The 24,040-nt window shown below is 68.5% G+C and carries 21 protein-coding genes and 1 tRNA gene; 14 read left to right on the top strand and 8 right to left on the bottom strand.

What is annotated here, in order from left to right; translation table 11 throughout:
- Positions 1-39: 39 nt before the first annotated feature.
- Positions 40-651, bottom strand: a complete 612-nt coding sequence (locus ACFQQC_RS14015) for a glycine zipper family protein (RefSeq protein WP_376863057.1) — start codon at positions 649-651, stop codon at positions 40-42.
- 156 nt (positions 652-807) lie between these two features.
- Here ACFQQC_RS14015 and ACFQQC_RS14010 point away from each other — a divergent pair, with 156 nt between their 5' ends.
- On the top strand, positions 808-2,055 hold the full coding sequence (locus ACFQQC_RS14010; protein ID WP_376863055.1) for a class I SAM-dependent RNA methyltransferase: 1,248 nt from the start codon (positions 808-810) through the stop codon (positions 2,053-2,055).
- On the opposite strand, the gene ACFQQC_RS14005 is transcribed toward ACFQQC_RS14010, so the two are convergent.
- The 4 genes from ACFQQC_RS14005 to ACFQQC_RS13990 all read right to left on the bottom strand — a co-directional run bounded on the left by ACFQQC_RS14005 (position 2,052) and on the right by ACFQQC_RS13990 (position 6,019).
- Positions 2,052-2,900 (bottom strand): alpha/beta hydrolase family protein, encoded by an 849-nt coding sequence (locus ACFQQC_RS14005; protein ID WP_376863054.1) that lies wholly within the window; start codon positions 2,898-2,900, stop codon positions 2,052-2,054. The two genes, ACFQQC_RS14010 and ACFQQC_RS14005, sit on opposite strands and share 4 nt — an antisense overlap.
- Before the next feature lie 62 nt (positions 2,901-2,962).
- Positions 2,963-4,036 (bottom strand): PA0069 family radical SAM protein, encoded by a 1,074-nt coding sequence (locus ACFQQC_RS14000; protein ID WP_376863053.1) that lies wholly within the window; start codon positions 4,034-4,036, stop codon positions 2,963-2,965.
- Positions 4,037-4,275: 239 nt separating this feature from the next.
- Positions 4,276-4,360 (bottom strand) — tRNA-Leu (locus ACFQQC_RS13995).
- Between the two features lie 90 nt (positions 4,361-4,450).
- Positions 4,451-6,019 carry an amino acid permease gene (locus ACFQQC_RS13990; RefSeq protein ID WP_376863052.1) on the bottom strand — a complete coding sequence of 523 codons (1,569 nt, stop codon included), beginning with the start codon at positions 6,017-6,019 and terminating at the stop codon, positions 4,451-4,453.
- 178 nt (positions 6,020-6,197) lie between these two features.
- On the opposite strand from ACFQQC_RS13990, the gene hrpB reads away from it, so the two are divergent.
- From hrpB to tsf, 3 genes are all read left to right on the top strand, one after another.
- Positions 6,198-8,621 carry an ATP-dependent helicase HrpB gene (gene hrpB, locus ACFQQC_RS13985; RefSeq protein WP_376863051.1) on the top strand — a complete coding sequence of 808 codons (2,424 nt, stop codon included), beginning with the start codon at positions 6,198-6,200 and terminating at the stop codon, positions 8,619-8,621.
- A 168-nt stretch (positions 8,622-8,789) separates the two neighbouring features.
- Positions 8,790-9,698, top strand: a complete 909-nt coding sequence (gene rpsB, locus ACFQQC_RS13980) for a 30S ribosomal protein S2 (RefSeq protein WP_376863050.1) — start codon at positions 8,790-8,792, stop codon at positions 9,696-9,698.
- 107 nt (positions 9,699-9,805) lie between these two features.
- Positions 9,806-10,747: a translation elongation factor Ts gene (tsf, locus tag ACFQQC_RS13975; RefSeq protein ID WP_376863049.1), complete on the top strand. Its 942-nt coding sequence runs from the start codon at positions 9,806-9,808 to the stop codon at positions 10,745-10,747.
- 68 nt (positions 10,748-10,815) lie between these two features.
- Here tsf and ACFQQC_RS13970 read toward each other — a convergent pair whose 3' ends face one another.
- Positions 10,816-11,283, bottom strand: coding sequence for a hypothetical protein (locus ACFQQC_RS13970; protein ID WP_376863048.1), 468 nt, complete (start codon positions 11,281-11,283; stop codon positions 10,816-10,818).
- A gap of 81 nt (positions 11,284-11,364) precedes the next feature.
- Here ACFQQC_RS13970 and ACFQQC_RS13965 point away from each other — a divergent pair, with 81 nt between their 5' ends.
- The 10 genes from ACFQQC_RS13965 (at position 11,365) to ACFQQC_RS13920 (ending at position 22,434) form a co-directional block, all read left to right on the top strand.
- On the top strand, positions 11,365-11,775 hold the full coding sequence (locus ACFQQC_RS13965; RefSeq protein WP_376863047.1) for a hypothetical protein: 411 nt from the start codon (positions 11,365-11,367) through the stop codon (positions 11,773-11,775).
- A gap of 81 nt (positions 11,776-11,856) precedes the next feature.
- A complete protein-coding gene (locus ACFQQC_RS13960; RefSeq protein ID WP_376863046.1) occupies positions 11,857-13,470 on the top strand; it encodes a M20/M25/M40 family metallo-hydrolase in 1,614 nt (537 codons plus the stop codon).
- A 121-nt stretch (positions 13,471-13,591) separates the two neighbouring features.
- A complete protein-coding gene (locus tag ACFQQC_RS13955) occupies positions 13,592-13,852 on the top strand; it encodes a DUF1467 family protein (protein ID WP_376863045.1) in 261 nt (86 codons plus the stop codon).
- Positions 13,853-13,862: 10 nt separating this feature from the next.
- Complete coding sequence (locus tag ACFQQC_RS13950) at positions 13,863-14,201, top strand: DUF3088 family protein (RefSeq protein WP_376863044.1); 339 nt, start codon at positions 13,863-13,865, stop codon at positions 14,199-14,201.
- Between the two features lie 92 nt (positions 14,202-14,293).
- A complete protein-coding gene (proS, locus tag ACFQQC_RS13945) occupies positions 14,294-15,610 on the top strand; it encodes a proline--tRNA ligase (RefSeq protein ID WP_376863043.1) in 1,317 nt (438 codons plus the stop codon).
- Positions 15,607-16,920: a lipoprotein-releasing ABC transporter permease subunit gene (locus ACFQQC_RS13940; RefSeq protein WP_376863042.1), complete on the top strand. Its 1,314-nt coding sequence runs from the start codon at positions 15,607-15,609 to the stop codon at positions 16,918-16,920. The genes proS and ACFQQC_RS13940 overlap by 4 nt, the downstream gene beginning before the upstream one ends.
- Positions 16,913-17,626, top strand: coding sequence for an ABC transporter ATP-binding protein (locus tag ACFQQC_RS13935; RefSeq protein ID WP_376863041.1), 714 nt, complete (start codon positions 16,913-16,915; stop codon positions 17,624-17,626). Before ACFQQC_RS13940 ends, ACFQQC_RS13935 begins: the two co-directional genes overlap by 8 nt.
- A gap of 518 nt (positions 17,627-18,144) precedes the next feature.
- Positions 18,145-21,615 carry a DNA polymerase III subunit alpha gene (gene dnaE, locus ACFQQC_RS13930; protein WP_376863240.1) on the top strand — a complete coding sequence of 1,157 codons (3,471 nt, stop codon included), beginning with the start codon at positions 18,145-18,147 and terminating at the stop codon, positions 21,613-21,615.
- On the top strand, positions 21,615-22,070 hold the full coding sequence (locus ACFQQC_RS13925) for a DUF3224 domain-containing protein (protein ID WP_376863040.1): 456 nt from the start codon (positions 21,615-21,617) through the stop codon (positions 22,068-22,070). The genes dnaE and ACFQQC_RS13925 overlap by 1 nt, the downstream gene beginning before the upstream one ends.
- Positions 22,071-22,074: 4 nt before the next feature.
- Positions 22,075-22,434, top strand: a complete 360-nt coding sequence (locus tag ACFQQC_RS13920) for a GFA family protein (protein ID WP_376863039.1) — start codon at positions 22,075-22,077, stop codon at positions 22,432-22,434.
- 4 nt (positions 22,435-22,438) lie between these two features.
- Here ACFQQC_RS13920 and ACFQQC_RS13915 read toward each other — a convergent pair whose 3' ends face one another.
- Together ACFQQC_RS13915 and ACFQQC_RS13910 are read right to left on the bottom strand one after the other, a co-directional pair.
- The gene (locus tag ACFQQC_RS13915; protein WP_376863038.1) at positions 22,439-22,831 is read right to left on the bottom strand and encodes a hypothetical protein; all 393 of its coding nucleotides are present in this window, start codon (positions 22,829-22,831) and stop codon (positions 22,439-22,441) included.
- A complete protein-coding gene (locus tag ACFQQC_RS13910) occupies positions 22,828-23,982 on the bottom strand; it encodes a S41 family peptidase (protein ID WP_376863037.1) in 1,155 nt (384 codons plus the stop codon). The genes ACFQQC_RS13915 and ACFQQC_RS13910 overlap by 4 nt, the downstream gene beginning before the upstream one ends.
- Positions 23,983-24,040 lie beyond the last annotated feature (58 nt).

The following is a 24,040-nucleotide window of genomic DNA, read 5'->3' as shown; positions in this document are numbered from 1 at the left end:
CGACAGGGGGGCTGAAAAATAACCGGCGACGCGATCTCGTCAGTAGCCGTTGCAGACTTCCTCGAAGCGGGTGACCAGACGGCCGTTCCAGTCGCGCGTCCGGGTCTCGACCGTGCGGCAGCCGTAGCGGTCGCTGCGATAGTTCGACCGGTCGCCATAGCTGTAGCGGTCGCCGTAGCTGTAGCGGTCGTCCTGACGGTAGCGGTCATCGTAACGGGCGTCGTAGCTGTACCGGTCGTCATACCGGTTGTCGTAGCCTTGGTAGCTGTAGCCGCGGTCGTCATAGCGCTCGCAGTCCTGGGCCGAGCTGTTGCCGACGGCGCCGCCGACGACGGCCCCGAGCACGCCGCCCAGGATGCTGCCTTCAGTGCGGCGGCCTCGCGCGGCGGTCTGCGAGCCCGCGATGGCGCCCAGACCCGCGCCGATGGTGGCGCCCGCGGCGCGACGCTGGCCACGGTCGCTGCGGCAATAATCATAGCTGTCGCGATAGCGGTTGTCGTAACGGTCGCCGTAATTCTGGCCGTAATAGTCGTACCCGCCCTGCGCATACGGATAGCTCTGGGCCGAGGCGCTGGCGGGGACCAGCATCAGGCCGGCGGCCGCGACGGCGGCGGCGCCACAGGCGGTCTTGCTGGCGAGGGAAGCGAACATCGACGACATCCTTGATGGGTTCAGACGTCAACCGAACAATCCGGCCTCGCATCTGTTGCATCCCTTATGAGCGCGCCAAGCTGAACGGCCTTTGATCGCGCCGTTCATCTTCGTTCATGTTTCGCTTGTGGCCGCTTTGCCTCTAGAAGCCCCCGGATGACGGACACACTGACCATCGCGCGCGTGGGCGGGCAGGGCGACGGGATCGCCGCAACCCCCAACGGCCTGATCTTCGCCCCCCTGACCCTGCCCGGAGAGACAGTGCGGGGAACCGTGCGCGAGGGTCGGCTGGAAGACGTCGAAATCCTGACCGCCAGCCCCGACCGGATCGCGCCCGTGTCGCCCCAGTACGGCGACTGCGGCGGCTGTTCGCTGCAGCACTGGGCGGCGGAGCCCTATCTGGACTGGAAACGCGAACAGGTGCGGCTGGCCCTGGCCCGCGAGAAGATCGACGCCGAGGTCGAGCCGACCGTCCCCGTGCCCGCCGGCTCGCGCCGCAGACTGGCCCTGCACGCCCGGCGCGGTCCGGACGGCCGCGCGATCCTCGGCTTCAAGGCGCGCAAGAGCTGGCGGCTGGTCGAGGTCAACAGTTGCCCGGTCGCCGATCCCCGGCTGGTCGCGGCCCTGCCGGCGCTGGCGAAGGTGGCCGAACCCTTCCTCGAACATCCGAAATCGGCGCCGACCCTGCACGTCACCCTGACGCTCGACGGGCTGGATGTGGACGTCACCGGGGTTGAACGCCGGTCGGGCGGCGGCCTGTCCCGCGACGCCCAGATGAAGGCCATCGAAGCCGCGGCCGCCGCCGATCTGGCCCGGCTCAGCCTGGCGGGCGAGACCCTGGTCATGGCGCGCCAGCCGCACGTCCAGTTCGGCCCGGCCACCGTGCCGGTTCCGCCCGGCGGCTTCCTGCAGGCCGCCCCCCCGGCCGAACAGGCCATGGTCGAGCGCGCCGTCGCGGCGGTGAAGGGGGCGAAGAAGATCGCTGACCTGTTCTGCGGCGCGGGCACCTTCACCTTCCCGCTGGCCACGGTCGCGCCGGTCATCGCCGCCGACGGCTCCGCGCCCGGCATCGCCGCCCTGAAGGCCGGCTTCCGGACGGCGAAGAAGATCAAGACCATCGAGGCCCAGGCGCGTGACCTGTTCCGCCGCCCCATGGCCCCCTACGACCTGCGCGGCTGCGACGCCATCGTGCTGGACCCGCCGCGCGCCGGGGCGCTGGAGCAGACCCAGCAGATCGCCCAGACCAAGGCGACGACCGTGGTCTATGTGTCCTGCAACCCGGTCACCTTCGCCCGTGACGCCCGCGTCCTGCTGGACGCCGGTTTCCGGCTGGAGACCGTAACCCCGGTCGACCAGTTCCTGTGGTCGGCCCACGTCGAACTGGTCAGCGTCTTCCGGCGCTAGTTCGCCAGCGCCGTCGTCAGCCGGGCGACGAAATCCGGCTGACGACCGACGTCGTTGTGCCCGGCGGTCGGAAAGACAATCCGTTCCACCCGATTGCCCTGTGCCTCCAGACGGCGGGCGAGAGCACGGCTGAGAGGGGCGGGCAGGGTGTCGTCCCTGCTGGCCTCCAGCACCACCACCTTGCCCGGATAACCGTTCAGGGCGGCGGGGATGTCCACCGTCTCCAGCGCCGGAGCCAGGGTCACGCGCACGAAGGGCCGCATCAGCCCGACCTGCTGGTTCACGGTCGCGCGGGCGCCCGGCGTGGTCGTCTCCAGCACCAGCAGATCGGCGCGGGTGCGCACCGCCATCTCGGAACAGACGATACCGCCCAGCGAGTGGCCCCAGACGATCAGGCGACGGCCCTCGGCGTCCGCCTGACGGCGCGCCTCATCGGCCACCACCTCGCCTACCGCGCGGAAGTTCGCGAAGGTGTCCAGACCAGCGGTGTCGCCATAGCCGGGATAGTCGAACATCAGGACGTCGCCGAACGGGGCCAGGATCTCCGCCCGCGATCCGCCCGCCGCCTCACGCCGGAACATGTTGCCGCCGCAGAACAGGATCAGCGGCCGCGCCGCCTCCGCCGACCGCACCCGCGTCGCCCCGATCGCGCCTTCCGCATAGCGCAGAACCAGGGTCTCGGACCCCGCGGGCGGCGGATTTGAGGGCAGCCTGATATTCTCCCGCGCCAGCCGCGCATCCGGCCAGAAGAAGGCCCGCTCGGGCACATTGACCTTCACGCAGGCGGCGAGGGTGAAGGCGGCGACGGCAATCAGCCCCGTCACCCATGTCTTGCGCAGGACCATCATCGCCTCACTGAAGCGAACCTTGGCAGTTCGCGCCCGGAATCGCTGTTTGTCCAGCGCCGTCAGGCCGCGTCGAACAGGTCCATCTGCTTGCGCGCCGAGGCCGGGACACGGAATTTCGTCTCGTCCAGCAGATGCCGCGGCGCATCCAGCCCGTAGCGTTTCACCGCCGCCCTGAACCGCGTGCCGATCAGCTCCGCGACCGGCCCGGTGCCCTTCATCCGCTGGGACCAGTCGGCGTCATAGTCCTTGCCGCCGCGCGTCTGGCGGACCAGCGACATCACCCGCGCCGCGCGGTCCGGGCGGGCGTCCGCCAGCCATTCGCGGAACAGGTCCTTGATCTCCAGCGGCAGGCGCAGGGTCACATACATGGCCGTGGTCGCCCCGGCCTTGGCCGCCGCCTCCAGGATCGCCTCAAGCTCGTGGTCGTTCAGTCCGGGAATGACCGGCGCGAAGCCCACCCCGACCGGCACGCCCGCATCCGCCAGCCGGGCGATGGCCTCCAGCCGCTTGGTCGGGGTCGAGGCGCGCGGCTCCATCGCCCGCGCCAGTTTGCGGTCCAGGGTCGTGATCGAGACGAAGGCCGAGGCCAGCCCCTCGCGCCCCATGGGCCCGAGGATGTCCACGTCGCGCGTGATCAGCACCGATTTGGTGATGATGCTGAACGGGTGATTGAACCTTTGCAGCACCTCCAGGATCGAGCGGGTCGACTTCAGTTCGCGCTCGACCGGCTGATAGGGGTCGGTGTTGCCGCCTATGTGGATGCGCTTGCAGACGTATCGCGGCTTGCAGAGTTCCTGCTCCAGCAGACCTGCGGCGCCCGGCTTGAAGAAGAGCCGGCTCTCGAAATCCAGGCCCGGGGATAGGCCCATCCAGGCATGGGACGGACGGGCGTAACAGTAGATACAGCCATGTTCGCAACCTTTGTACGGGTTGATGGACCGGTCGAAACCGATGTCCGGACTGGTGTTCCTGGCGACGATCGTCCGGGCCGTCTCGGGCGTCAGGGTGGTGCGCAGCGGCGCCGCCTCGGCATCCTGATCGGTCCAGCCGTCATCGAAGGCCTCGACGGCTTCCGGTTCATAGCGCCCGGTCGCATTCGACCGCGCCCCCCGTCCTTTCGCCGCTTCGACCATGAACAGGAGGATACGCCGAAATGAGAACAAAGCAAGAACTATGAGGGCGACAAAAAAGCCCGCTCTGAAGAACGGGCCGATACACCCTCAAGCAACAAGCGCCGCGCGACGAGCGACGAGCGATAGGGAAAGAACCCGGCCCTCAGGCAGCGAGCGACCGCGTCGCGAGCGATAGGGCGAAAAAGCCCGCACTCAAGCAGCGAGCCGCCGCGCGGCGAGCGATAGGGCAAAAAGAAAGCTGGTGCGGATGAGAGGACTCGAACCTCCACGCCTCGCGGCGCTGGAACCTAAATCCAGTGCGTCTACCAGTTCCGCCACATCCGCATAGGTTCTGCCGGACCGTCTAGGCGAGGTCGCGGCAAAGGAAAAGGCCCGGGATCACTCCCGGGCCTTCTTTGGTCCTTGATCCGGAGATCAGGTCGTCGCCGGCGGCGGCGGGATGTCGCTGTCCTGCTCGTGGACCTCGACCAGACCGCGGCCGACGTGGCTCTTGCGGACGCCGTACAGGAAGTAGATCAGCAGGCCGACGCCGCCCCAGATCGGCAGCACCATCTTGGCGTCGTGCGGCAGGTTCCAGAACAGGAAGGCGCAACCGGCGGCCGACAGCGGCGCGATGATCCAGACCAGCGGCATGCGGAACGGACGTTCGCGATGCGGGTCCTTCACGCGCAGCATCATCACGGCGATCGAGACCATGAAGAAGGCGAACAGGGTGCCCGAGTTCGAGATGTCGGCCAGCTGACCGACCGGGAACAGGGCGGCGCCGATGGCGACGGCCAGGCCGGTGAAGATGGTCACGACGTACGGCGTCTTGAACTTCTTGTGCATCTTGGTCAGGCCTTCCGGCAGCAGACCGTCACGCGCCATCACGAAGAAGATGCGGGTCTGGCCGTAGATCATCATCAGGATGACCGAGGGCAGGGCCAGCATGGCGGCGACGCCCAGGGCGGTGCCGACCTGCTCATGACCAATCACGCGCAGGACGTGGGCCAGGGCCTCGTTCGAGCAGACCAGACGCTCGCTGTTTTCCGCCAGGGCGCACGCCGCGACGAAGGCGGCCGAGCCCGGCTGGACAGCCGAACCGTCAGCACCGAGCACCGGCTGGGCGCCGATGGCGCCGGCGGCGCCGAGGGCGACCAGCAGGTAGAAGACCGTACAGAAGGCCAGCGAACCGATCAGGCCGATGGGCACGTTCTTCTGCGGGTTCTTGGTTTCTTCGGCGGCCGTCGAGACGGCATCGAAGCCGACGTAGGCGAAGAAGATCGACGCGGCGGCGCCGACGATGCCCATGCCCGAATAGGCGCCGAACAGGCCGTTCGGCGCGAAGGGCGACAGGTTGGCCGACTTGATGACCGGCAGGGTCAGCACGACGAAGATGGTCAGGGCGATGACCTTCACGGCCACCAGGATGGCATTGACGCGGGCCGATTCCGTGGTGCCCAGCACCAGCAGGCCGGTTACCGACAGGGCCACGATGATCGCCGGAACGTTGACCACGCCCGCCGAGAAGTCCGGCGTCGGGATCCAGCCGTTCATCGACCAGGTCGGTCCTGCGGACAACAATGCCGGGAAGTCGAATCCTAGCCCTGTCTCGATCAGCCCGAGCACATAGCCCGACCAGCCGACCGACACGGCCGAGGCCGCCACGGCGTATTCCAGGATCAGGGCCCAGCCGACGCACCAGGCCAGCAGTTCGCCCATCACGGCGTAGGTATAGGTGTAGGCCGAGCCCGAAACCGGGGCCATGGCCGCCAGTTCGGAGTAGCAGAGCGCCGCCACGGCGCAGACGGCGCCGGCGATGACGAAGCTGAGCATCATGCCCGGGCCGGCCTTCTGCGAGGCGGCGGCGGTCAGAACGAAGATCCCGGTGCCGATGATGGCCCCGATCCCCAGAAGCGTGAGTTGGACCGGACCCAGCGACCGATGAAGCGACTTCTTCTCGGCCGTGGCCAGAATCGCGTCTAGCGACTTAACGCGCCACATGAATTACCCCTCCGACGTATTATGGAGGCAGCCCTCTCGCTGCCGTATCTGAAGCAGCCCTCTCGCTGCTTTGGGCGGACGCTAGCGGCGCGAAGGAGCGGTGGCAACGCGGTTTCCGATGCGTGAACGTGAGACGACGCTTTCGTGAACCGGCCCGTTGCCGCTAGACCGCACCCCGATGCTGCCGATCCACGCCGTTCTCGACCCTCTGAAGGCCGCCCTCGCGAAAGGGAATGTCGCCGTGCTGGCCGCGCCTCCGGGGGCAGGCAAGACCACGGTCGTGCCCCTGGCTCTGCTGGACCAGCCGTGGTTGGGCGAACAGCGGGTGCTGGTGCTGGAGCCGCGACGCCTCGCCGCACGGGCCGCAGCCGACCGGATGGCCTCATCATTGGGCGAGCAGGCGGGCGGGACCGTCGGCTACCGCACCCGCCTGCAGTCCCGCATCGGCCCGAAGACCCGGATCGAGGTGATCACCGAAGGCGTCTTCACCCGCATGATCCTCGACGACCCGGCGCTGGACGGCGTCGGAGCCGTCCTGTTCGACGAGTTCCACGAACGCAGCCTCGACGCCGACCTCGGCCTGGCCCTGGCGCGGGAGGCCCAAGGCCTGATCCGCGACGACCTGCGCCTGCTGGTCATGTCGGCGACACTGGACATCGCGGGCGTCTCGAAACTGCTTGAAGGCGCGCCGGTCATCGAGGCCGAGGGCCGGATGTATCCGGTCGAGACCCGCTATCTGGGCCGCAACCCCGCCGAGCGGTTCGAGGACGCCGTCGCCCGCGCCGTCCGTCAGGCCCTGTCCGACGAGACCGGCTCCATCCTCGTCTTCCTGCCGGGGCAGGGGGAAATCCACCGCACCGCCCGGGCGCTCGGCGATCGCCTTCCCGCCAATGTCGATCTGGTCCAGCTTTACGGCGGTCTCGACAAGGGCGAGCAGGACCGGGCCATCGAACCGGCCGCGCCGGGCCGTCGCAAGATCGTGCTGGCCACCTCGGTCGCCGAGACCAGCCTGACCATCGAGGGCGTCCGCGTGGTCATCGACGGCGGCCTCTCTCGCGTGCCCCGGTTCGAGCCCTCCAGCGGCCTGACCCGGCTGGCGACGGTCAAGGTCAGCCGCTCCTCCGCCGAACAGCGCCGGGGTCGCGCCGGTCGTGTCGAGCCGGGCGTCTGCTACCGCCTGTGGGACGAGGAACAGACGCGAGGTCTGGTGGCCCATCAGCGCCCCGAAATCCTCGAGGCCGACCTGACCGCCTTCGCACTCGACCTGGCCCGCTGGGGCGCCCGCTCGCCGGACGGGCTGGCCCTGCTGGACCCGCCGCCCGCCGGGGCCTTCGCCGAGGCGCGCAAGGTGTTGACGCGACTGGACGCCCTCGACGCCGACGGCGCCCTGACGGACCACGGCCGCCGCCTGACGAAAATCCCCCTGTCGCCGCGTCTGGCCCATATGGTCGCCGTCGCCAGCGATGAGGGCGACGCCCGGCTCGGCGCGAACATCGCCGCCGTTCTCAGCGAGCCCGGCCTCGGCGGAAACGGCGTCGATCTGGCCGAGCGCCTGCGCGGCTTCGACCGCGAGATCGATCGGTCTCCACGAGCACGGGACGCCATGAAGCTGGCTGATCGCTGGGCCAGGGCGGCCGGAGGCGGGAAGGGTGGTCACCCGGACGCAGGCACCCTGCTGGCCGAGGCCTTCCCGGAACGAGTCGCCAAGGCGCGCGGAAAGCCCGGCGAGTTCCTGCTGGCCTCGGGACGCGGCGCCTTCCTCGAGCCGACCGACGTCATGGCTCGCGAACAGTGGCTGTCCGTCGCCGAACTCGGCGGCGGCGACGCCCGCGACCGCATCCGTCTGGCCGCGCCGGTCGAATTGTCCGCCCTGGAGCATCGGCTGGAGATCGAGGACCGGCTGTCCCGCGAGCCTTCGGGCCGGATGGTGCTGAAGCGCATCCGCCGGATCGGCGCCGTGGTCGTCGACGAGAAGCTGATGGGCGCGCCCGACCGCAAGGCGATCACCGCCGCCCTCAAGACCGAGATCGAGGCGGACGGACTGAAGTCCATCCGCTGGGGCGAGCGCGCCTCGGCCCTGCGCGCCCGCCTGGCCTTCCTGTCCGCTCTGGAGGAGGGCTGGCCCGACATGTCCGACGAGGGCCTGCTGGCCGGGCGCGAGACTTGGCTGTGGCCGCTGCTGGAGAATGTGCAGTCGCTTGAAGCCATCCCCGACGGCGCTCTCAGCGACGGCCTGCGCGCCCTGATCCCGTGGGACCGCCAGCGCGCCCTGAACGACCTGGCTCCCGAGCGGCTCGAGACCCCGCTGGGCTCCGCCGCCATCGACTACGCCGCCGAGGGCGGGCCGCGCGTCGATATCCGGGTGCAGGAGCTGTTCGGGGTGAAGACCCATCCGACGGTCGGCCGGGGCACGCCGCTGACGCTCGCCCTGTTGTCGCCCGCGAGGCGTCCTATCCAGATGACGAAGGACCTGCCGGGCTTCTGGGCCGGGTCATGGAAGGACGTCCGCGCCGACATGCGCGGCCGCTATCCGCGTCACCCCTGGCCTGAAGACCCGTCCGTCGCCGAGGCCACCAACCGGGCCAAGCCGCGCGGGACATAAGATCAGGTCGACGCTTGCCTTTTCGCCCCATCCCGACTAAACGGCCCGCGCACTTCGCACGTGGGCGTGGCGCTTTCGGGGGAGAAATCCTCGTCAGCACCGTTCCGAGGGGCCATCCGGTCCTTTAACCGCCCACGCAACGTCTATCGGAAAAAGGACAAGACGATCATGGCTCTGCCTGAATTCTCCATGCGTTCGCTGCTCGAAGCCGGCGCGCACTTCGGTCACCAGACCCACCGCTGGAACCCGAAGATGGACCGCTACATCTTCGGCGCCCGCTCGAACATCCACATCATCGACCTGTCGCAGACCATCCCGCTGCTGCACCAGGCCCTGGTTGAAGTCCGCAACGTCGCCGCCAAGGGTGGCCGCGTTCTGTTCGTCGGCACCAAGCGCCAGGCCGCTGACCCGGTCGCCGAGGCCGCCAAGCGCTGCGCCCAGTACTACATGAACAACCGCTGGCTCGGCGGCACGCTGACCAACTGGAAGACCGTTTCGGGTTCGATCGCCCGTCTGCGCGAACTGGACGCCCTGCTGGAGTCCGGCGGTGAAGGCCGCGTCAAGCGCGAGCTGCTGAGCCTGCAGCGCGAGCGTGACAAGCTGGACGCCTCGCTGGGCGGCATCAAGGACATGGGCGGCATCCCCGACATCATGTTCGTGATCGACACCAACAAGGAAGCGATCGCGATCCAGGAAGCCCGCAAGCTGAACATCCCGATCATCGCGATCCTGGACACCAACTCGGATCCGGACGGCATCACCTACCCGGTCCCCGGCAACGACGACGCCGCCCGCGCCATCCAGACCTACTGCGACCTGATCGCCGACGCCGTCCTGGACGGCCTGGCCGCCGGCCAGTCGGCCTCGGGCGTTGACCTGGGCGCTGCCGTGAACCCGGAAGAGCCGATGCTGCGCGAGGCTTCGGCCCCGGTCGCCGCTGACGCCGCCCCGGCCGGCACGGAAGCTGTCGCCGCCGAGCTGGAAGCCGCCGCTGAGCCGGCCGTCGCCGACGAAGCCGCGCAAGCCGCGACCTCGGAAGCCAACGACGCCGTCGAAACCGACAAGGCCGCGGTCTAACGATCGCACCAGGGCCTTCCCTGAAGGCCTACGTCGAACTGACACACGGCCGGGGCACAACACCCCGGCCGTTACCGCATACGAATACCCCTCCAAGGAGACTGAACATGGCCGAGATCACTGCCGCCCTCGTCAAGGAACTGCGCGAGCGTTCGGGCGTCGGCATGATGGACTGCAAGAAGGCCCTGCAAGAGAACGACGGCAACATCGAAGCCGCGATCGACTGGCTGCGCGCCAAGGGCCTGTCCAAGGCCGCCAAGAAGGCTGACCGCGTCGCCGCTGAAGGCCTGGTCGCCGTCGCGTCGAAGGAAGACGGCAAGGGCGAAGTCGCCGCCGCCATCGAGTTCAACGCGGAAACCGACTTCGTCGCCCGCAACGAGCTGTTCCAGAACGCCGCCAAGTCGTTCGCCCAACTGGGCCTGGAGCACCACACGGTCGAGGCCCTGCACGGCGCTGAACTGGAATCGGGCAAGACCGTCCAGGACGAAGTGACCAACATGATCGCCACCATCGGCGAGAACATGCAGCTGCGTCGCGCCGCCCGCCTGTCGGTCGAAGAGGGCGTGGTTTCGACCTACGTCCACAACGCCGTCTCGCCGGGCGTCGGCCGCATCGGCGTGCTGGTCGCCCTGAGCGGCGAAGGCGACAAGACCGTCCTGCGCGAGCTGGGCCGCAAGATCGCCATGCACGTCGCGGCCACGGCGCCGCTGTCGCTGAACACCGACGACCTGGACCCGGCCGCCATCGAGAAGGAACGCGCCGTTCTGATCGAAAAGGCCAAGGAAGAAGGCCGCCCGGAAAACATGATCGAGAAGATCGTGGAAGGTCAGATCAACAAGTTCCAGAAGGACGTGGTGCTGTCCAAGCAGCCGTTCGTCATGGACCCGGACGTGACCATCGAGCAGCTGGTCGCCAACTCGGCCAAGGAACTGGGCTCCTCGAACCTGCACCTGGCCGGCTTCGTCCGCCTGGCGCTGGGCGAAGGCGTCGAGAAGGTCGAAGGCCCGGACTTCGCTTCGGAAGTCGCCTCGATGATGGGCGGTCAGTAAGACCGACTGTCCTCAGGGACTGAAATCAGGCCGGCGCTCGCGAGGGCGCCGGCCTTTTTTCTATGTGATTACCGAAGCTCGGCCCGCAGCCGCATCATCAGCTGGGCTGGCGGGCGGTCTGCGTAGACCACGACGGCGCGGCGAGTGTCCGAGCGACACCCAAGCCCGAGCGTGGTCATCACCAGATTGTCGCCGCTCCATCCCGCGCCTGTCAGTTGCGCAGTCGGCGTCGCCGCAACCAGCCGGACAAGATAGGGCTTCTGGTCGCCGTCAGCTCTTGTCCCGGTCGCTCCCAGAAATGCTTCCGCTTCCTCGGCCGTGAGCGCGATGACGGACTGATCTCCCAACCTGCGCAGGGCTTCAGCCTCACGGTTGAGGACGTAGGAGATGTCACCGACGGGAACCGGCTCCAGCACGGCGCTGTGTGTCGGCGTTTCCCGTACCCAGGAATCAGGGACGACGGCGGGGCAGTTAAATTGCGCCTGTAGAACGCTGGTCAGGAGCAGGGCCGATACAGACAGTTCGAGCGGCGACATGACGAGTCCGATCTTGTTGCCTCTGCACTCTGGCACCGTCCGCTGTATGTTGTCCCGCTCAAACCTGACTCGGAGCCACCGGTGAACGGCCCAGAATACTTCGATGCAGACACTGAAGACGGCGGCGGCTATGACGCTGACGACTGGTCCCGCTTGACGCCCTTCAACGGCCGCATCGCCACGCTCGACGACGTGCAGGCCAAACAGGCCGTCTTCGCCCTGAACGACACCGCCGATCCGCGCCTGATCGACATGGACCTGCCCCAGCCGGTGATCTGGTGGGAGGAGGGCGGCGAGCAAGCCGCCGTGGTCGTCCAGGCCGAAAGCCATATCGGTCCCGAGGGCGACGAGATGGACGTGCTGGGCCTGATCCTGCCCGACGGCGGGGCCGCCGTGGCCCTGATGGAGGACTGCGATCTGGTCGATGACACCGATCCGGTCTGGCGCAAGCTGGTCGAGGACGCCATCGATCCGGACGCCGCCACGGACTGACCGCCTCCGGACGATCTTCCTTTGCACTGGGGCGAGGCTTGCAGTCTTATCGCCGCCGTTCAGTGATTCAGGGGATCCGCCATGCGTCTTGCCGCCTTGTTGTCCGCCACCGCCATTGCGCTGACGGCTGTTCCGTTCGCCACCGCCGCGACGGCCCAGTCGCCCGATCTGGTCGCCGTGAACGGCATCATCGACCAGGGCCTGAACCACAGCGAGGTGATGCAGACGGCGGCCTATCTGACCGACCGGATCGGCGGCCGCATGACCAACTCGCCCCAGATGCGTCAGGCCGAGGCCTGGACCGCCCAGCAGTTCCGCGACATGGGCCTGAGCAACGTCCGCGCCGATCCGTTCGACTTCGGTCGCGGCTGGTCGGTCGTCCGCTCCAGCGCCCGCATGATCGCGCCGCGCCCGCTGGACCTGCGCGCCATCCCCATCGCCTGGACCCCGTCCACCAATGGCGTCATCTCGGGCGAGGTCATCGTCGCCCCGATGAGCACGCCCGGCGACTTCGCCCGCTGGCGTGGCAAGCTGTCCGGCAAGATCGTGCTGGTCTCGCGCCCCAACGCCGGGTCGGAACAGACCGAGGCGCCGTTCCGCCGCTGGACCGCCGAGGAACTGGCCGAGCGCGATATCTACAACATGCCCAACCACGCCGCGCCGTCGACCGACAGCCTGCGCGGCCCCGACTTCGCCCGTCAGCTGGACGCCTTCCTGCAGGAAGAGGGCGCTCTGGCCTGGGTCCGCATGTCCCAGCGTGACGGCGGCCTGCTGCACGGCAGCGGCTCGGGCTACCGCATGGACGACAAGCGCCTGACCCCCGGCATGGAACTGGGCGCCGAGGACTATCGCCGTCTCGCCCGTCTGGCCCTGACCGATGACGCGAAGCCGACCCTCGAACTGATGAGCGAAGTCCAGTTCCACGAGGAAGACACCAACGCCTACAACATCCTCGCCGACATTCCGGGGACCAACCGCTCGGGCGAATACGTCATGGCCGGCGCCCACCTGGACAGCTGGGCCGCCGCGGACGGGGCCGTCGATAACGCCGCCGGCAGCGCCGTGGTCATGGAGGCCGCCCGCATCCTGCGCGCCCTCAATGTCCGGCCCAAGCGCACCATCCGCTTCGCCCTGTGGAACGGGGAGGAGCAGGGACTGTGGGGCTCGCTGGCCTATGTCGACAAATATCTGGCCACCCGCGCCCCGCTCGGCGACGCAACGCTGGACGCCCTGCCGAACAACCGCACCTGGCGCCAACGCTGGCCGATCCAGCCGCGCGCCGGCCACGGCGATCTGGTCGCCTACTTCAACCTCGACAACGGCTCGGGCAAGATTCGCGGCATCAACGCCGAGGGCAATGTCGCCGCCGCCCCGATCTTCCAGCAGTGGCTGGAGCCCTTCCACGCCATGGGCGCCGAGACCGTCTCCATGCGCACCTCGGGCGCGACCGACCATGTCTATATGCAGACCGTCGGCGTCCCGGGCTTCCAGTTCATCCAGGACCCGCTCGACTACGGCGCCCGCCTGCACCACACCTCGATCGACACCTACGACCACATGCGGGCCGAGGATCTGCGCCAGGCCGCCATCATCATGGCGACCTTCCTGCTGAACGCCGCCAACTCGGACGAGCCGCTGCCGCGCATGCCGGTGCCGACGCAGCCGACCCCGACGGATCCGTTCCCGTTCCAGTAAGACGGATCCGACAGACGACTGAGGGAGGGCGTCGCGGCTTCGGCTGCGACGCCCTTTTCCTTTGGAGGGGGGCGCGACACCCGTTAAGCAACCTCCTCCATCCCGAGAGTGGAGCCCCCTGATGCCCATCGGTCCCCTGACCATGATCGCCATCTACATCGTCGTCTGGTGGACGGTGCTGTTCGCCGTCCTGCCGATCGGCATGAATCAGCAGGGGCAGGAGAAGCCGACCGACGGCGCTCAATGGGGTGCGCCGGAGAACCCGCAACTGAAGAAGAAATTCATCACCACCACCTGGGTCGCGGGCATCGTCTGGGCCTTCATCATGGTGCTGGTCTTCATCGGCTGGATGCCCCTGCCGCCGATGGCCCCGCCGGTCTAGGAGCCGCCCCATGACCGACCGTCTCTACCTCCTGAACCCCGACTGGCATGACGAGGCCGGCGGCCCGTGGTTCTGCCCGCCCGGAGCCTTCGTCGAAGGCGTCCTGTCCTTCTATCCGGACCTGCGCGAACAGCTCCTGATCACCTATCTGGATCACCCGCGTCCGCGCCCGCCTGTCATCGCCGAGGTCGGCGAGGCGCACCAGAGCTGCCCGCTGCTGGTGCTGGACGGAACCTTCGACTGGCCCGACGCCGAAACCAGCGAAGCCACCGGCCGCCGCTTCCTGCAGGACCGGGACATCATCCCCTACCTCTCGGCCCGCTACGGCATCGGCCTGCCGCATCCGTAGGGAAGGTGACGCGTTAGGCGCTGACCGCCTAGCTTTCGCCCCGTCCTCCCGGCTACACCTCCTGTCCAAGCTTAACTCGCGGATTCCCGACCATGCGCCTGTCGCGCTACTTCCTGCCCACGCTGAAAGAGGCGCCTTCGGACGCCCAGATCGTCTCCCACCAGCTGATGCTGCGCGCCGGCCTGATCAAACAGGAAGCGGCGGGCATCTACGCCTGGCTGCCGCTGGGTCTGCGGGTGCTGCGCAAGATCGAGCAGATCGTCCGTGAGGAGCAGGTCAAGGCGGGCGCCGTCGAGCTGCTGATGCCGACCCTGCAGCTGGCCGACCTGTGGCGCGAGTCGGGCCGCTATGACGCCTACGGCCCGGAGATGCTGCGCATCACCGACCGCCACGAGCGCGAGCTGCTGTACGGACCGACCAACGAGGAGATGATCACCGACATCTTCCGCGGCTTCGTGAAGTCCTACAAAGCCCTGCCGCTGAACCTCTTCCACATCCAGTGGAAGTTCCGCGACGAGCGCCGTCCGCGCTTCGGCGTCATGCGCGGCCGCGAGTTCCTGATGAAGGACGCCTATTCCTTCGACATCGACGAGGCCGCCGCCCGCGTCGCCTACAACCGCATGTTCACCGCCTATCTGAACACCTTCGCCCGCATCGGGCTGAAGGCGGTTCCGATGCGCGCCGACACCGGCCCCATCGGCGGCGACCTCAGCCACGAGTTCATCGTTCTGGCCGAGACCGGCGAGAGCGAGGTCTTCTGCGACCGCAAGCTGGTCGAGATGCCCGCACCGGGCCACGACTTCAGCCCCGAGGCTGTGCAGGCTGTCTTCGACGAGCGCACGGCCCTCTACGCCGCCACCGAGGAAATGCACGACGCGGCGGCCTTCGAGGCCCAGACCGCCGAGGGCGACCGCCTGTCGGCCCGCGGCATCGAGGTCGGCCACATCTTCTACTTCGGCACCAAATACTCCGCCGCCATGAAGGCCAACGTCCAGGGCCCGGACGGCAAGGAAGCCCCGGTCCACATGGGCTCCTACGGCGTCGGCGTGTCGCGCCTGCTGGGCGCCATCATCGAGGCCAGCCATGACGCCGGCGGCATCATCTGGCCGGACGCCGTGGCCCCGTTCGACGTGGTGGTCATCAACCTGCGCGCCGGCGACGAAGCCGTCTCGACCGCCTGCGAGGAGGCGGTCCACCGCCTCGAGGCCGCGGGCAAGGACGTCCTCTATGACGACACCGACGAGCGTCCGGGCGGCAAGTTCGCCACCGCCGACCTGATCGGCGTGCCGTGGCAGCTGACTATCGGGCCCAAGGGTCTGGCGGACGGCGTGGTCGAGCTGAAGCGCCGCGCGACGGCTGAGAAACTGACCCTGCCGCTGGACGAAGCAATCTCGAGGCTCATCGGATGACGAACGCCGCGCCGGCCGCCCAGCCGACGAAGCCGATAAAGCCCGCCGGGCCCTTCTCCGCCTGGGAGCTGGGGCTGGCCGTCCGCTACCTCCGCGCCAAGCGCAAGGAGGGCGGCATCGCCCTGATCGCCATCATCTCGTACGTGGCCATCGCCCTGGCGGTGATGGCGCTGATCACGGTGATGAGCATCATGGCGGGCTTCCGCGCGACCCTGCTGGACCGGATGCTGTCCTTCAACGGGCATATGTACGTCTCCGGCGACCTGCTGCGCTCGCCCGAGCGGGACGCGGCCGTGGCGCGGATCAAGGCCGTGCCCGGCGTGGTCTTCGTCACCCCCATGACCAACGACCAGAGCATCGTGCGCGCGGGCGGTGCGACCACGGGCGCCATCGTCCGCGGCATCGCGCCCGGCGACCTGCGGTCGATGCAGTATGTCTACGACAGCCTCTCCGACGACGCCCGCCGGACATTCGGCCAGGGCGACTACGGCGGCGACAACATCCTGATCGGCAAGGCGCTGGCCGAGGGCCTTGGCCTGCGCGTCGGCGATCCCATCACCCTTTATTCGCCCACCGGCGCCTCCAGCGCCTTCGGCAACCTGGGCGGGCTGGAGAAGGCGTACCGCGTCGGCGGAATCTTCAGCTCCGGCACCATGGACTTCGACCAGGCCTTCATCTTCATGCCGCTGGAGCAGGCCCAGCTCTTCTACGGCAAGGAAGCCGCCTGGGACGTAATCGAACTGAAGATCGACCAGCCGGACCGCGTCGAGGCCCTGCGCACCCCGGTCCAGCAGGCCGCCGGCCAGACCGGCCTCGTCACCGACTGGCGCGACCGCCTCGCCGCCTTCTGGGGCGCGCTCAAGGTCGAGCGTGTGGCCATGAGCATCATCCTCGGCCTCGTCGTCGCCATCGCCGCGCTGAACATCATCTCCGGCATCGTCATGCTGGTGAAGAACAAGACCCGCGACATCGCCATCCTGCGCACCGTCGGGGCCAGCCAGTCGTCGATGCTCCGCGTCTTCTTCCTGTCCGGCGCCATGATCGGCGTGGCGGGGACCCTGACCGGCCTGATCCTCGGCCTGCTGTTCTGCCTGAACATCGGCTCGATCCAGCATTTCCTGGAGTGGGTCTTCCAGACCGAGCTGTTCAACGCCGACGTCTACATGCTGGACGCCGTGCCCGCCCTCGTCGATCCGGTCGACGTCTTCTGGGTCACCGTCTGGTCCTTCTTCATGAGCTGCGTCGCCGGGCTGATCCCGTCCTGGCAGGCCGCCAAGCTCGATCCGGTCGAGGCCCTCCGCTATGAGTAAGTCCAGCGTGGCTCCCGTCCTCTCGGTGCGCAATCTGACCCGCACCTACGACACCGCCGACGGCGGCCTGACCGTCCTGCGCGGGGTCAATCTCGACATCATGCCGGGCGAGATCGTCGGCCTGATCGGTCCCTCGGGCTCGGGCAAGTCGTCGCTGCTGCACGCCGCCGGCCTGCTGGAGCATCCGACCGAGGGCGAGGTGAAGATCGACGGGGAGGCCGTCGCCGACCTCAGCGACCGCGAACGCACCCGCATCCGGCTGGACCGCATCGGCTTCGTCTATCAGTTCCACCACCTGCTGCCCGAGTTCGACGCCCGGGACAACGTGGCCCTGCCGCTGCGCATCGCCGGCTACAGACAGCCTGACGCCCGCGCCCGCGCCGAGGAACTGCTCACCGCGCTCGGCCTCAGCGACCGCCTGACCCACCAGCCGTCGCAGATGTCGGGCGGCGAGCGTCAGCGCGTCGCGGTCGCCCGCGCCCTGGCCAACCGTCCGCGGCTCCTGCTGGCCGATGAACCCACCGGCAACCTCGACCCGGCCACCAGCCAGACGGTCTTCGAGGCCCTGCACGACGTGGTCAAACAGACCGGCGTCGCCGCCCTGATCGCCACCCACAACATGGAGCTGGCCGGCCACATGGACCGCGTCTTCGCCATCAAGGACGGGCATCTGGAAGAGCGGCCTGCGGAAGCGCACGCCTACTAGACCGAGATCAGTTCCTCCCCCTTGGGGGAGGGGGACCGCGCAGCGGTGGAGGGGCGCCAGACACCCGCGCAGTTGCGCACCTCTTGACGCGAACAGAATGAGAACATAGAACAGACCCGGAACATCACTCCGGGAGCAGTCTCATGGCGCGTTGGGTTCGGGAATCTCTGTCGCTGGCGTCGTGCGCCGGGTTCGTGCTGCTGGTCTGGCAGGCGGTCCTTCTGCTGCCGGCGGCCTGATCGAGGGCCGAAAGTGAACTCCGGCGCGTGCGAAATTGTACAACGCTCGCCGGCGGGATCGTCGGTTTTCAGGGGCTTGAGCCCTGAATCTGGTCGATCTGGTCAATCTGGACCGCATTTTTTCCGCCCACATTTTCAGACCCGTCCGGGCGCGCCCGCCCGTCCACAAATCATCCCCCGTCGCATGAGCGTGCGCGTCGCTTTCCGGTGTCTCCGTCGGGCCGGATGTGAGACTCGGTTCAGCATGGACGGATGGCGGACGAACGGAGCGGCAGGGCGGTGAGCGAGGCGTTGAACAGTCAGGGCTTCATCCACCTGCGGGTCCGCTCGGCCTATTCGCTGCTGGAAGGCGCGATCAAGGCGGGCAAGATCCCGAAGATGGCGGCGGACAACGGCATGCCCGCCGTGGCCGTGGCCGACCGCGCCAACCTGTTCGGCGCGCTGGAGTTTAGCCAGGCCGCCAAGGATGCGGGCGTCCAGCCCATCGTCGCCTGCGCCCTGCCGGTCACCGGCATCGGCGGGCAGGGGACCGACCGCTGGACCAAGGTGCCCACCGTCGTCCTGATCGCCCAGAACGAGGCCGGCTGGCTGAACCTGTGCAAGCTGTCGTCCTCGGCCTACCTCGACATCGCCCCGACCGACGAACCCGGCGTGCCGTGGAACACCGTCGTCGAGCATTCCGACGGCCTGCTGCTGCTGTCCGGCGGCCCCGACGGTCCGGTTGATCCCCTCTATGCCCAGGGCAAGGTCCGCGACGGCGACGCCGCCCTGAACGAGATGTTCGCCACCTTCGGCGACCGCCTGTACGTCGAGCTTCAGCGCCATGGCCTGCCGACCGAAGCCCAGGCCGAGCGCGGTCTCGTCGCCTGGGCCTATGAGAACGACGTCCCGCTGGTCGCCACCAACGACGCCTATTACGCCAAGGCCTCGCAGGCCAAGTCGCACGACGCCCTGCTGTGCATCGCCGACGGCGCCTTCACCGGTCAGGAGGATCGCCGCCGTATCACCGGCGAGCACTGGTTCAAGACGCCCGCCGCCATGCGCGAGCTGTTCGCCGACCTGCCCGAGGCCTGCGACACCACCCTCGACATCGCCCGCCGCTGCGCCTTCCTGGTGAAGACCCATGCGCCGATCCTGCCGCGCTTCGACACCGGCGCGGGCCGGTCCGAGCCCGACGAACTGCTGCATCAGGCCCGCGAGGGGCTGAAGGTTCGCCTGACCGAGGTCACGCCCGCCGTGCCCGAGCAGGACTACTGGGACCGCCTTGAGTGGGAGGTCGGGATCATCACCCAGATGGGCTTCCCCGGCTACTTCCTGATCGTGGCCGACTTCATCAAATGGGCCAAGAACCACGACATCCCGGTCGGACCGGGCCGGGGCTCCGGCGCCGGCTCGCTGGTCGCCTGGGCCCTGACCATCACCGATCTGGACCCGCTGCGGTTCGGCCTGCTGTTCGAACGCTTCCTGAACCCGGAACGCGTCTCCATGCCCGACTTCGACATCGACTTCTGTCAGGAGCGGCGCGAAGAGGTCATCACCTACGTCCAGCAGCACTACGGCAAGGACCGGGTCGCCCAGATCATCACCTTCGGCACCCTGCAGGCCCGCGCCGTGCTGCGCGACGTCGGCCGCGTGCTGCAGATGCCGCTGGGTCAGGTCGACCGCCTCTGCAAGATGGTGCCGAACAACCCGGCCGCGCCGGTCACCCTGGCGCAGGCCATCGATCTTGAGCCCCGCCTGAAGGAGGCCCGGGACGCCGAACCGGCGGTGCGCAACCTGCTGGAGACGGCGCTGGAGCTGGAGGGGCTGTACCGCAACGCCTCCACCCACGCCGCCGGCATCGTCATCGGCGACCGCCCCCTGACCGAGCTGGTGCCGCTCTATCAGGACCCGCGCTCGGACATTCCGGCCACCCAGTTCAACATGAAATGGGTCGAGCCGGCCGGTCTGGTGAAGTTCGACTTCCTCGGCCTGAAGACCCTGACCACCCTGGACCGCGCCCACGGCTACCTGTCCCGGCGCGGGCTGGCCCCGATCTGGAACCAACTGCCGCTGGACGACGCCCGCACCTACGAACTGATGGCCTCGGGCCAGACGGTCGGGGTGTTCCAGCTGGAATCCCAGGGCATGCGCGACACCCTGCGCAAGATGCGCTGCGGATCGATCGAGGAAATCACCGCCCTGATCTCCCTCTACCGGCCCGGTCCGATGGAGATGATCGACACCTATATCGACCGGAAATTCGGTCGGGCCGAGGTCGACTATCTCCACGACACCCTCAAGGAGACCCTGACCGAGACCTACGGCGTCATCATCTACCAGGAACAGGTGATGAAGATCGCCCAGATCCTGGCCGGCTACTCCCTCGGCGAGGCCGACCTTCTTCGCCGGGCCATGGGCAAGAAGAAGAAGGAGGAGATGGATTTCCAGCGCCTCCGCTTCGTAAAGGGCGCGGCCGAGAAGGGCGTTTCCGAGCAGCAGTCGGGCGGCATCTTCGATCTGGTGGCCAAGTTCGCCGGCTACGGCTTCAACAAGTCGCACGCCGCCGCCTACGCCCTGATCTCCTTCCAGACGGGCTGGCTGAAGGCCAATCATCCGGTCGAATTCTTCGCTGCGTCGATGAGCCTCGATCTCAGCAACACCGACAAACTGGCTGTTTTCTATCAGGATTGTCGCCGCTTTGAGATTCCGGTGAAGGCCCCGGACGTCAACCGCTCCTCGGCCGACTTCGACGTCGAATGGCTGGAGGGCAAGGACGGGCCCGAGGGCTCGGTCCTCTATGCCCTGGGCGCCGTCCGCAACGTCGGCCTCGAGGCCATGAAGCATCTGGTCGAGGTGCGCGAAGCCGGCGGGCGGTTCACCGACATCTTCGACTTCCTCGAGCGGGTCGATCCGAAATTCGTCAACAAGCGCGCGCTGGAGAACCTGGCCCGCGCCGGCGCCTTCGACAGCTTCCATTCCAACCGCCGCCAGCTGTTCGAACAGGCCGACAAGCTGATCGCCTACAGCCAGAGCGTGGCCGCCGAGCGCGCCTCGTCCCAGGTCTCCCTGTTCGGCGGGGATCAGGTCGCCGCGGGTCGGCCGCGCCTGCAGCCGGTCGAGCCCTGGGTCGGGCCGGAGAAGCTGGATCAGGAGCTGGCCGCCGTCGGCTTCTACCTGTCCGGGCACCCGCTGGAGGACATGGCCCCGGCGCTGAAGCGCAAGCGCGTCACCTTCGTCGCCGAGGCCACCGCGCTCGCCGAAAGCGGGCACGAGGCCTTCATGATGGCCGGCGTCGTCCGCCGTCGTCAGGAGCGGGCCAGCGCCAAGACCGGCGAGAAATTCGCCTTCGTCACCTTCTCCGACCCGACCGGCGAGTTCGAATGCCTGTTCCCGCCCGAACAGCTGCGCAAATGCCGCGACGTGCTGGAGGCGGGCGCCTCGGTCATGGTCAAGGTCCGGGCCAAGAGCTCGGACGGCGAGGTCCGCTTCTTCGGTGACGACGCCAGCCGCCTCGACGCCCTGATCGACGACGGCCGCATGGGCCTTCGCATCCACGTCTCGGCCCGCGCCGCCGACGCCCAGGCCCTGCGCACCCGGCTGGAGCGCGCCGCCGCCGAGGGCGGCAAGGGCGGCGAGGTCTATCTGGTCGCCTCGCTCGACAGCCGACGGGAGATCGAGATGAAGCTGCCCGGCCGCTACCGCCTCGACGGCGCCCTGCGCGGCGCCCTCAAATCCGCCCCGGGCGTCAGCTATCTGGAGGACGCGTGATGCTGGCCCCCATGGTCGCCGCCATCGTCCTCGCTTTCGCGCCACAGGAGGCTTCCGTGTCCCATCAGGCCTCGGGGACGTTCAACGTCTCCATCACCCCGGTCGCACCCGCCGACGGCGCGGCGACGGACCTGCCGGGCCGCATGACCCTGGCCAAGACCTTCCACGGCGGCCTGACCGGAACCGGGGAGGGCGAGATGCTCGGCGCCATGGGCCCGAACCAGTCCGGCGCCTATGTCGCCATGGAGCGGGTGCGCGGCGCGCTCGATGGCCGCGACGGGACCTTCCTGCTGGTCCACCGGGGCGTCATGGATCGCGGCGCGCAGGAACTGCTGATCACCGTCGTTCCGGGCTCCGGCACGGGCGCGCTGGAGGGTCTGACCGGCGTCTTCCATCTGACCATCGCGGACGGCGAGCACCGCTACGTCCTCGACTACACCCTGCCGACGGAGTGAGACGATGACCGAGGTCCAGACCCATCAGGGCTCCTGCCACTGCGGCGCCGTCGCCTATGAGGTCGACACCGACCTTCAGGGCCTGATCGAGTGCAACTGCTCGCACTGCTACCGGAAGGGGCTGGTGCTGAACTTCGTCGCCCCGGACGCCTTCCGGCTAAAGGCGGGCGAGGGGGCGCTCAGCACCCACACCTTCAACACCCACAACATCCAGCACCGCTTCTGCGAGACCTGCGGCGTCCAGGCCTTCGCCGAGGGCAAGACCCCCTCCGGCCACCCCATGATCGCGGTCAACATCCGCACCCTGACCGACATCGAACCCTTTGACTGGAAAGCAGAAAGGATCGACGGGCGGAGCTTCTGATGCGTCAGGGGCAGACGTTCGCGTACCGCGCCCGGCTGTCGGTCACCCGCCCGTCCTCCGCGGTCCAGGCCGCATGGATTTCGTGGGCGCAGAAGCCGTGACTCCAGTCGTACCGGGCCGTCCGGGCGGCGGGATCGACCTTGAAGCCTTCATCCTGGAGGCGCTGGATCACAACCGCCTCCGGGGAGCCGCTCGGGAAGGTCGCGTTCATTCGGGCGACCCAAGCACCATCGTTGATGAAGTCCTTGGACACATCCGCGAACAGCGCCGGCGGATCGCCCGCACTGGCTTCGGTCCAGACCCAGAGCGCTCCAAAGGCAAGCACCGGCAGGGCCAGCAGCCCCAGCACGATCGCCAGTAGAATCCGCCTCAGTCGATTGTCGCTGTCCATTGTCATCGCACCGGCTCGAACAGTTCCCGCGGCGTCCCGTCCACGGCGTAGAGCCGCTCCACCGGCAGCTTGAGCACCAGCCCGGAGTGCTCCAGCCGAAGGTCGTAGACGGCGCCCAGCAGGCCCGCCATCCGGTCGCCCTCAACCCGCGCGCCCAGCGCGTCCATCCCGACCGCCAGCCCTTCGCCCATGCTGCCGGTCCAGCGGCCCACCCGCACCACGACCGGCCCCTCGAACCGCTTGCCCGGCCGGGGCAGGACCTGCTCGACCCACTGCCGGGGCACGCCGGTCTCCCGCTCCTCGGCGGGCAGGCGATGGACCTGATAGGGCCGGGCCTCGCTGACGAACCAGCCCATGACGCCCCGCGCCACAACCGTGTTGCCCCCACTGGCGGTGTCGGTCAGGTCCAGCACGACCGTCTGCCCCGGCCGCGCCCGCGCCATGGCGGCGTCGAAGGCGGGGATGGTCTCGCCGTTGCCCAGCGAGTCATTGAACCGGATCACCAGCCGGTCCCCGGCCTCGCTCGCCGACACCGGCGGTCGCTCGCCGCCGCCCGCCACATAGAGGTTGGGCAGGCTCAGCCGCCGCCCGGAGATGGTCAGGTCCCGAGGCCGGTCCCGTCGCCCCGCCGCCAGCACCCGCGCCGCACAGCCGTCCCGTTCGCCGCCGGGCTCCAGCCCCAGCTCGCCCCAGAAGGCCCGCACCGCCTCGCTCGTGGCCACACCCCCGACCGCATCCAGAGTCTCGCCGACCCGCACACCCGCCGCCTCCGCCGGAGAGCCCTCGCGCACGGCGGTGATCCGCCACACGCCGACCTCCGGCTCGATCCAGAGGTCCGAATAGCTGGGAACCAGCCCCCAGTCGTCGCTGAACGAGCTGCCGGTGATCGCATGGTGGTCCGCCAGCGCCGTGATCGCATGCCCGGCGTAGCGCAGCAGGCTCGCCCGATCATGCACCGCCGCCGCCTCCGCCCGCAGGACGTCGCTCATCGGCATGACCCCGCCGGGGAACCGCTCCAGATAGGCGTATTGGCTGTTGACCAGCCCCTCGATCGACAGCGCGTCGGCCCGGTACGCCTCAGGCGTCAGCGCGGCTGTCTGGGCCTGAGCGGAGCCCGCGAAGGGCAGGAGGGCGGCGAGGAGCAGGAGAAGGCGCATGGCGGCGAAGCTTCACCCGTCCGGTCCTCCCGGCAAGTGAAACTCCCGTCACCTTCCG

Source organism: Brevundimonas sp. GCM10030266 (assembly GCF_042666595.1).
Lineage (GTDB): Bacteria > Pseudomonadota > Alphaproteobacteria > Caulobacterales > Caulobacteraceae > Brevundimonas.
Note: the sequence above shows the minus strand (reverse complement) of the source record. Positions and strands in the feature narration are given on the sequence as shown.

Excerpts from the sequence above, each read along its gene's own strand:
- ACFQQC_RS14015 (WP_376863057.1), bottom strand. The coding sequence starts at position 651 with ATGTTCGCTTCCCTCGCCAGCAAGACCGCCTGTGGCGCCGCCGCCGTC.
- ACFQQC_RS14010 (WP_376863055.1), top strand. The coding sequence starts at position 808 with ATGACGGACACACTGACCATCGCGCGCGTGGGCGGGCAGGGCGACGGG.
- ACFQQC_RS14005 (WP_376863054.1), bottom strand. The coding sequence starts at position 2,900 with ATGGTCCTGCGCAAGACATGGGTGACGGGGCTGATTGCCGTCGCCGCC.
- ACFQQC_RS14000 (WP_376863053.1), bottom strand. The coding sequence starts at position 4,036 with ATGGTCGAAGCGGCGAAAGGACGGGGGGCGCGGTCGAATGCGACCGGG.
- ACFQQC_RS13990 (WP_376863052.1), bottom strand. The coding sequence starts at position 6,019 with ATGTGGCGCGTTAAGTCGCTAGACGCGATTCTGGCCACGGCCGAGAAG.
- hrpB (WP_376863051.1), top strand. The coding sequence starts at position 6,198 with ATGCTGCCGATCCACGCCGTTCTCGACCCTCTGAAGGCCGCCCTCGCG.
- rpsB (WP_376863050.1), top strand. The coding sequence starts at position 8,790 with ATGGCTCTGCCTGAATTCTCCATGCGTTCGCTGCTCGAAGCCGGCGCG.
- tsf (WP_376863049.1), top strand. The coding sequence starts at position 9,806 with ATGGCCGAGATCACTGCCGCCCTCGTCAAGGAACTGCGCGAGCGTTCG.
- ACFQQC_RS13970 (WP_376863048.1), bottom strand. The coding sequence starts at position 11,283 with ATGTCGCCGCTCGAACTGTCTGTATCGGCCCTGCTCCTGACCAGCGTT.
- ACFQQC_RS13960 (WP_376863046.1), top strand. The coding sequence starts at position 11,857 with ATGCGTCTTGCCGCCTTGTTGTCCGCCACCGCCATTGCGCTGACGGCT.
- ACFQQC_RS13955 (WP_376863045.1), top strand. The coding sequence starts at position 13,592 with ATGCCCATCGGTCCCCTGACCATGATCGCCATCTACATCGTCGTCTGG.
- ACFQQC_RS13950 (WP_376863044.1), top strand. The coding sequence starts at position 13,863 with ATGACCGACCGTCTCTACCTCCTGAACCCCGACTGGCATGACGAGGCC.
- proS (WP_376863043.1), top strand. The coding sequence starts at position 14,294 with ATGCGCCTGTCGCGCTACTTCCTGCCCACGCTGAAAGAGGCGCCTTCG.
- ACFQQC_RS13940 (WP_376863042.1), top strand. The coding sequence starts at position 15,607 with ATGACGAACGCCGCGCCGGCCGCCCAGCCGACGAAGCCGATAAAGCCC.
- ACFQQC_RS13935 (WP_376863041.1), top strand. The coding sequence starts at position 16,913 with ATGAGTAAGTCCAGCGTGGCTCCCGTCCTCTCGGTGCGCAATCTGACC.
- ACFQQC_RS13925 (WP_376863040.1), top strand. The coding sequence starts at position 21,615 with ATGCTGGCCCCCATGGTCGCCGCCATCGTCCTCGCTTTCGCGCCACAG.
- ACFQQC_RS13920 (WP_376863039.1), top strand. The coding sequence starts at position 22,075 with ATGACCGAGGTCCAGACCCATCAGGGCTCCTGCCACTGCGGCGCCGTC.
- ACFQQC_RS13915 (WP_376863038.1), bottom strand. The coding sequence starts at position 22,831 with ATGACAATGGACAGCGACAATCGACTGAGGCGGATTCTACTGGCGATC.
- ACFQQC_RS13910 (WP_376863037.1), bottom strand. The coding sequence starts at position 23,982 with ATGCGCCTTCTCCTGCTCCTCGCCGCCCTCCTGCCCTTCGCGGGCTCC.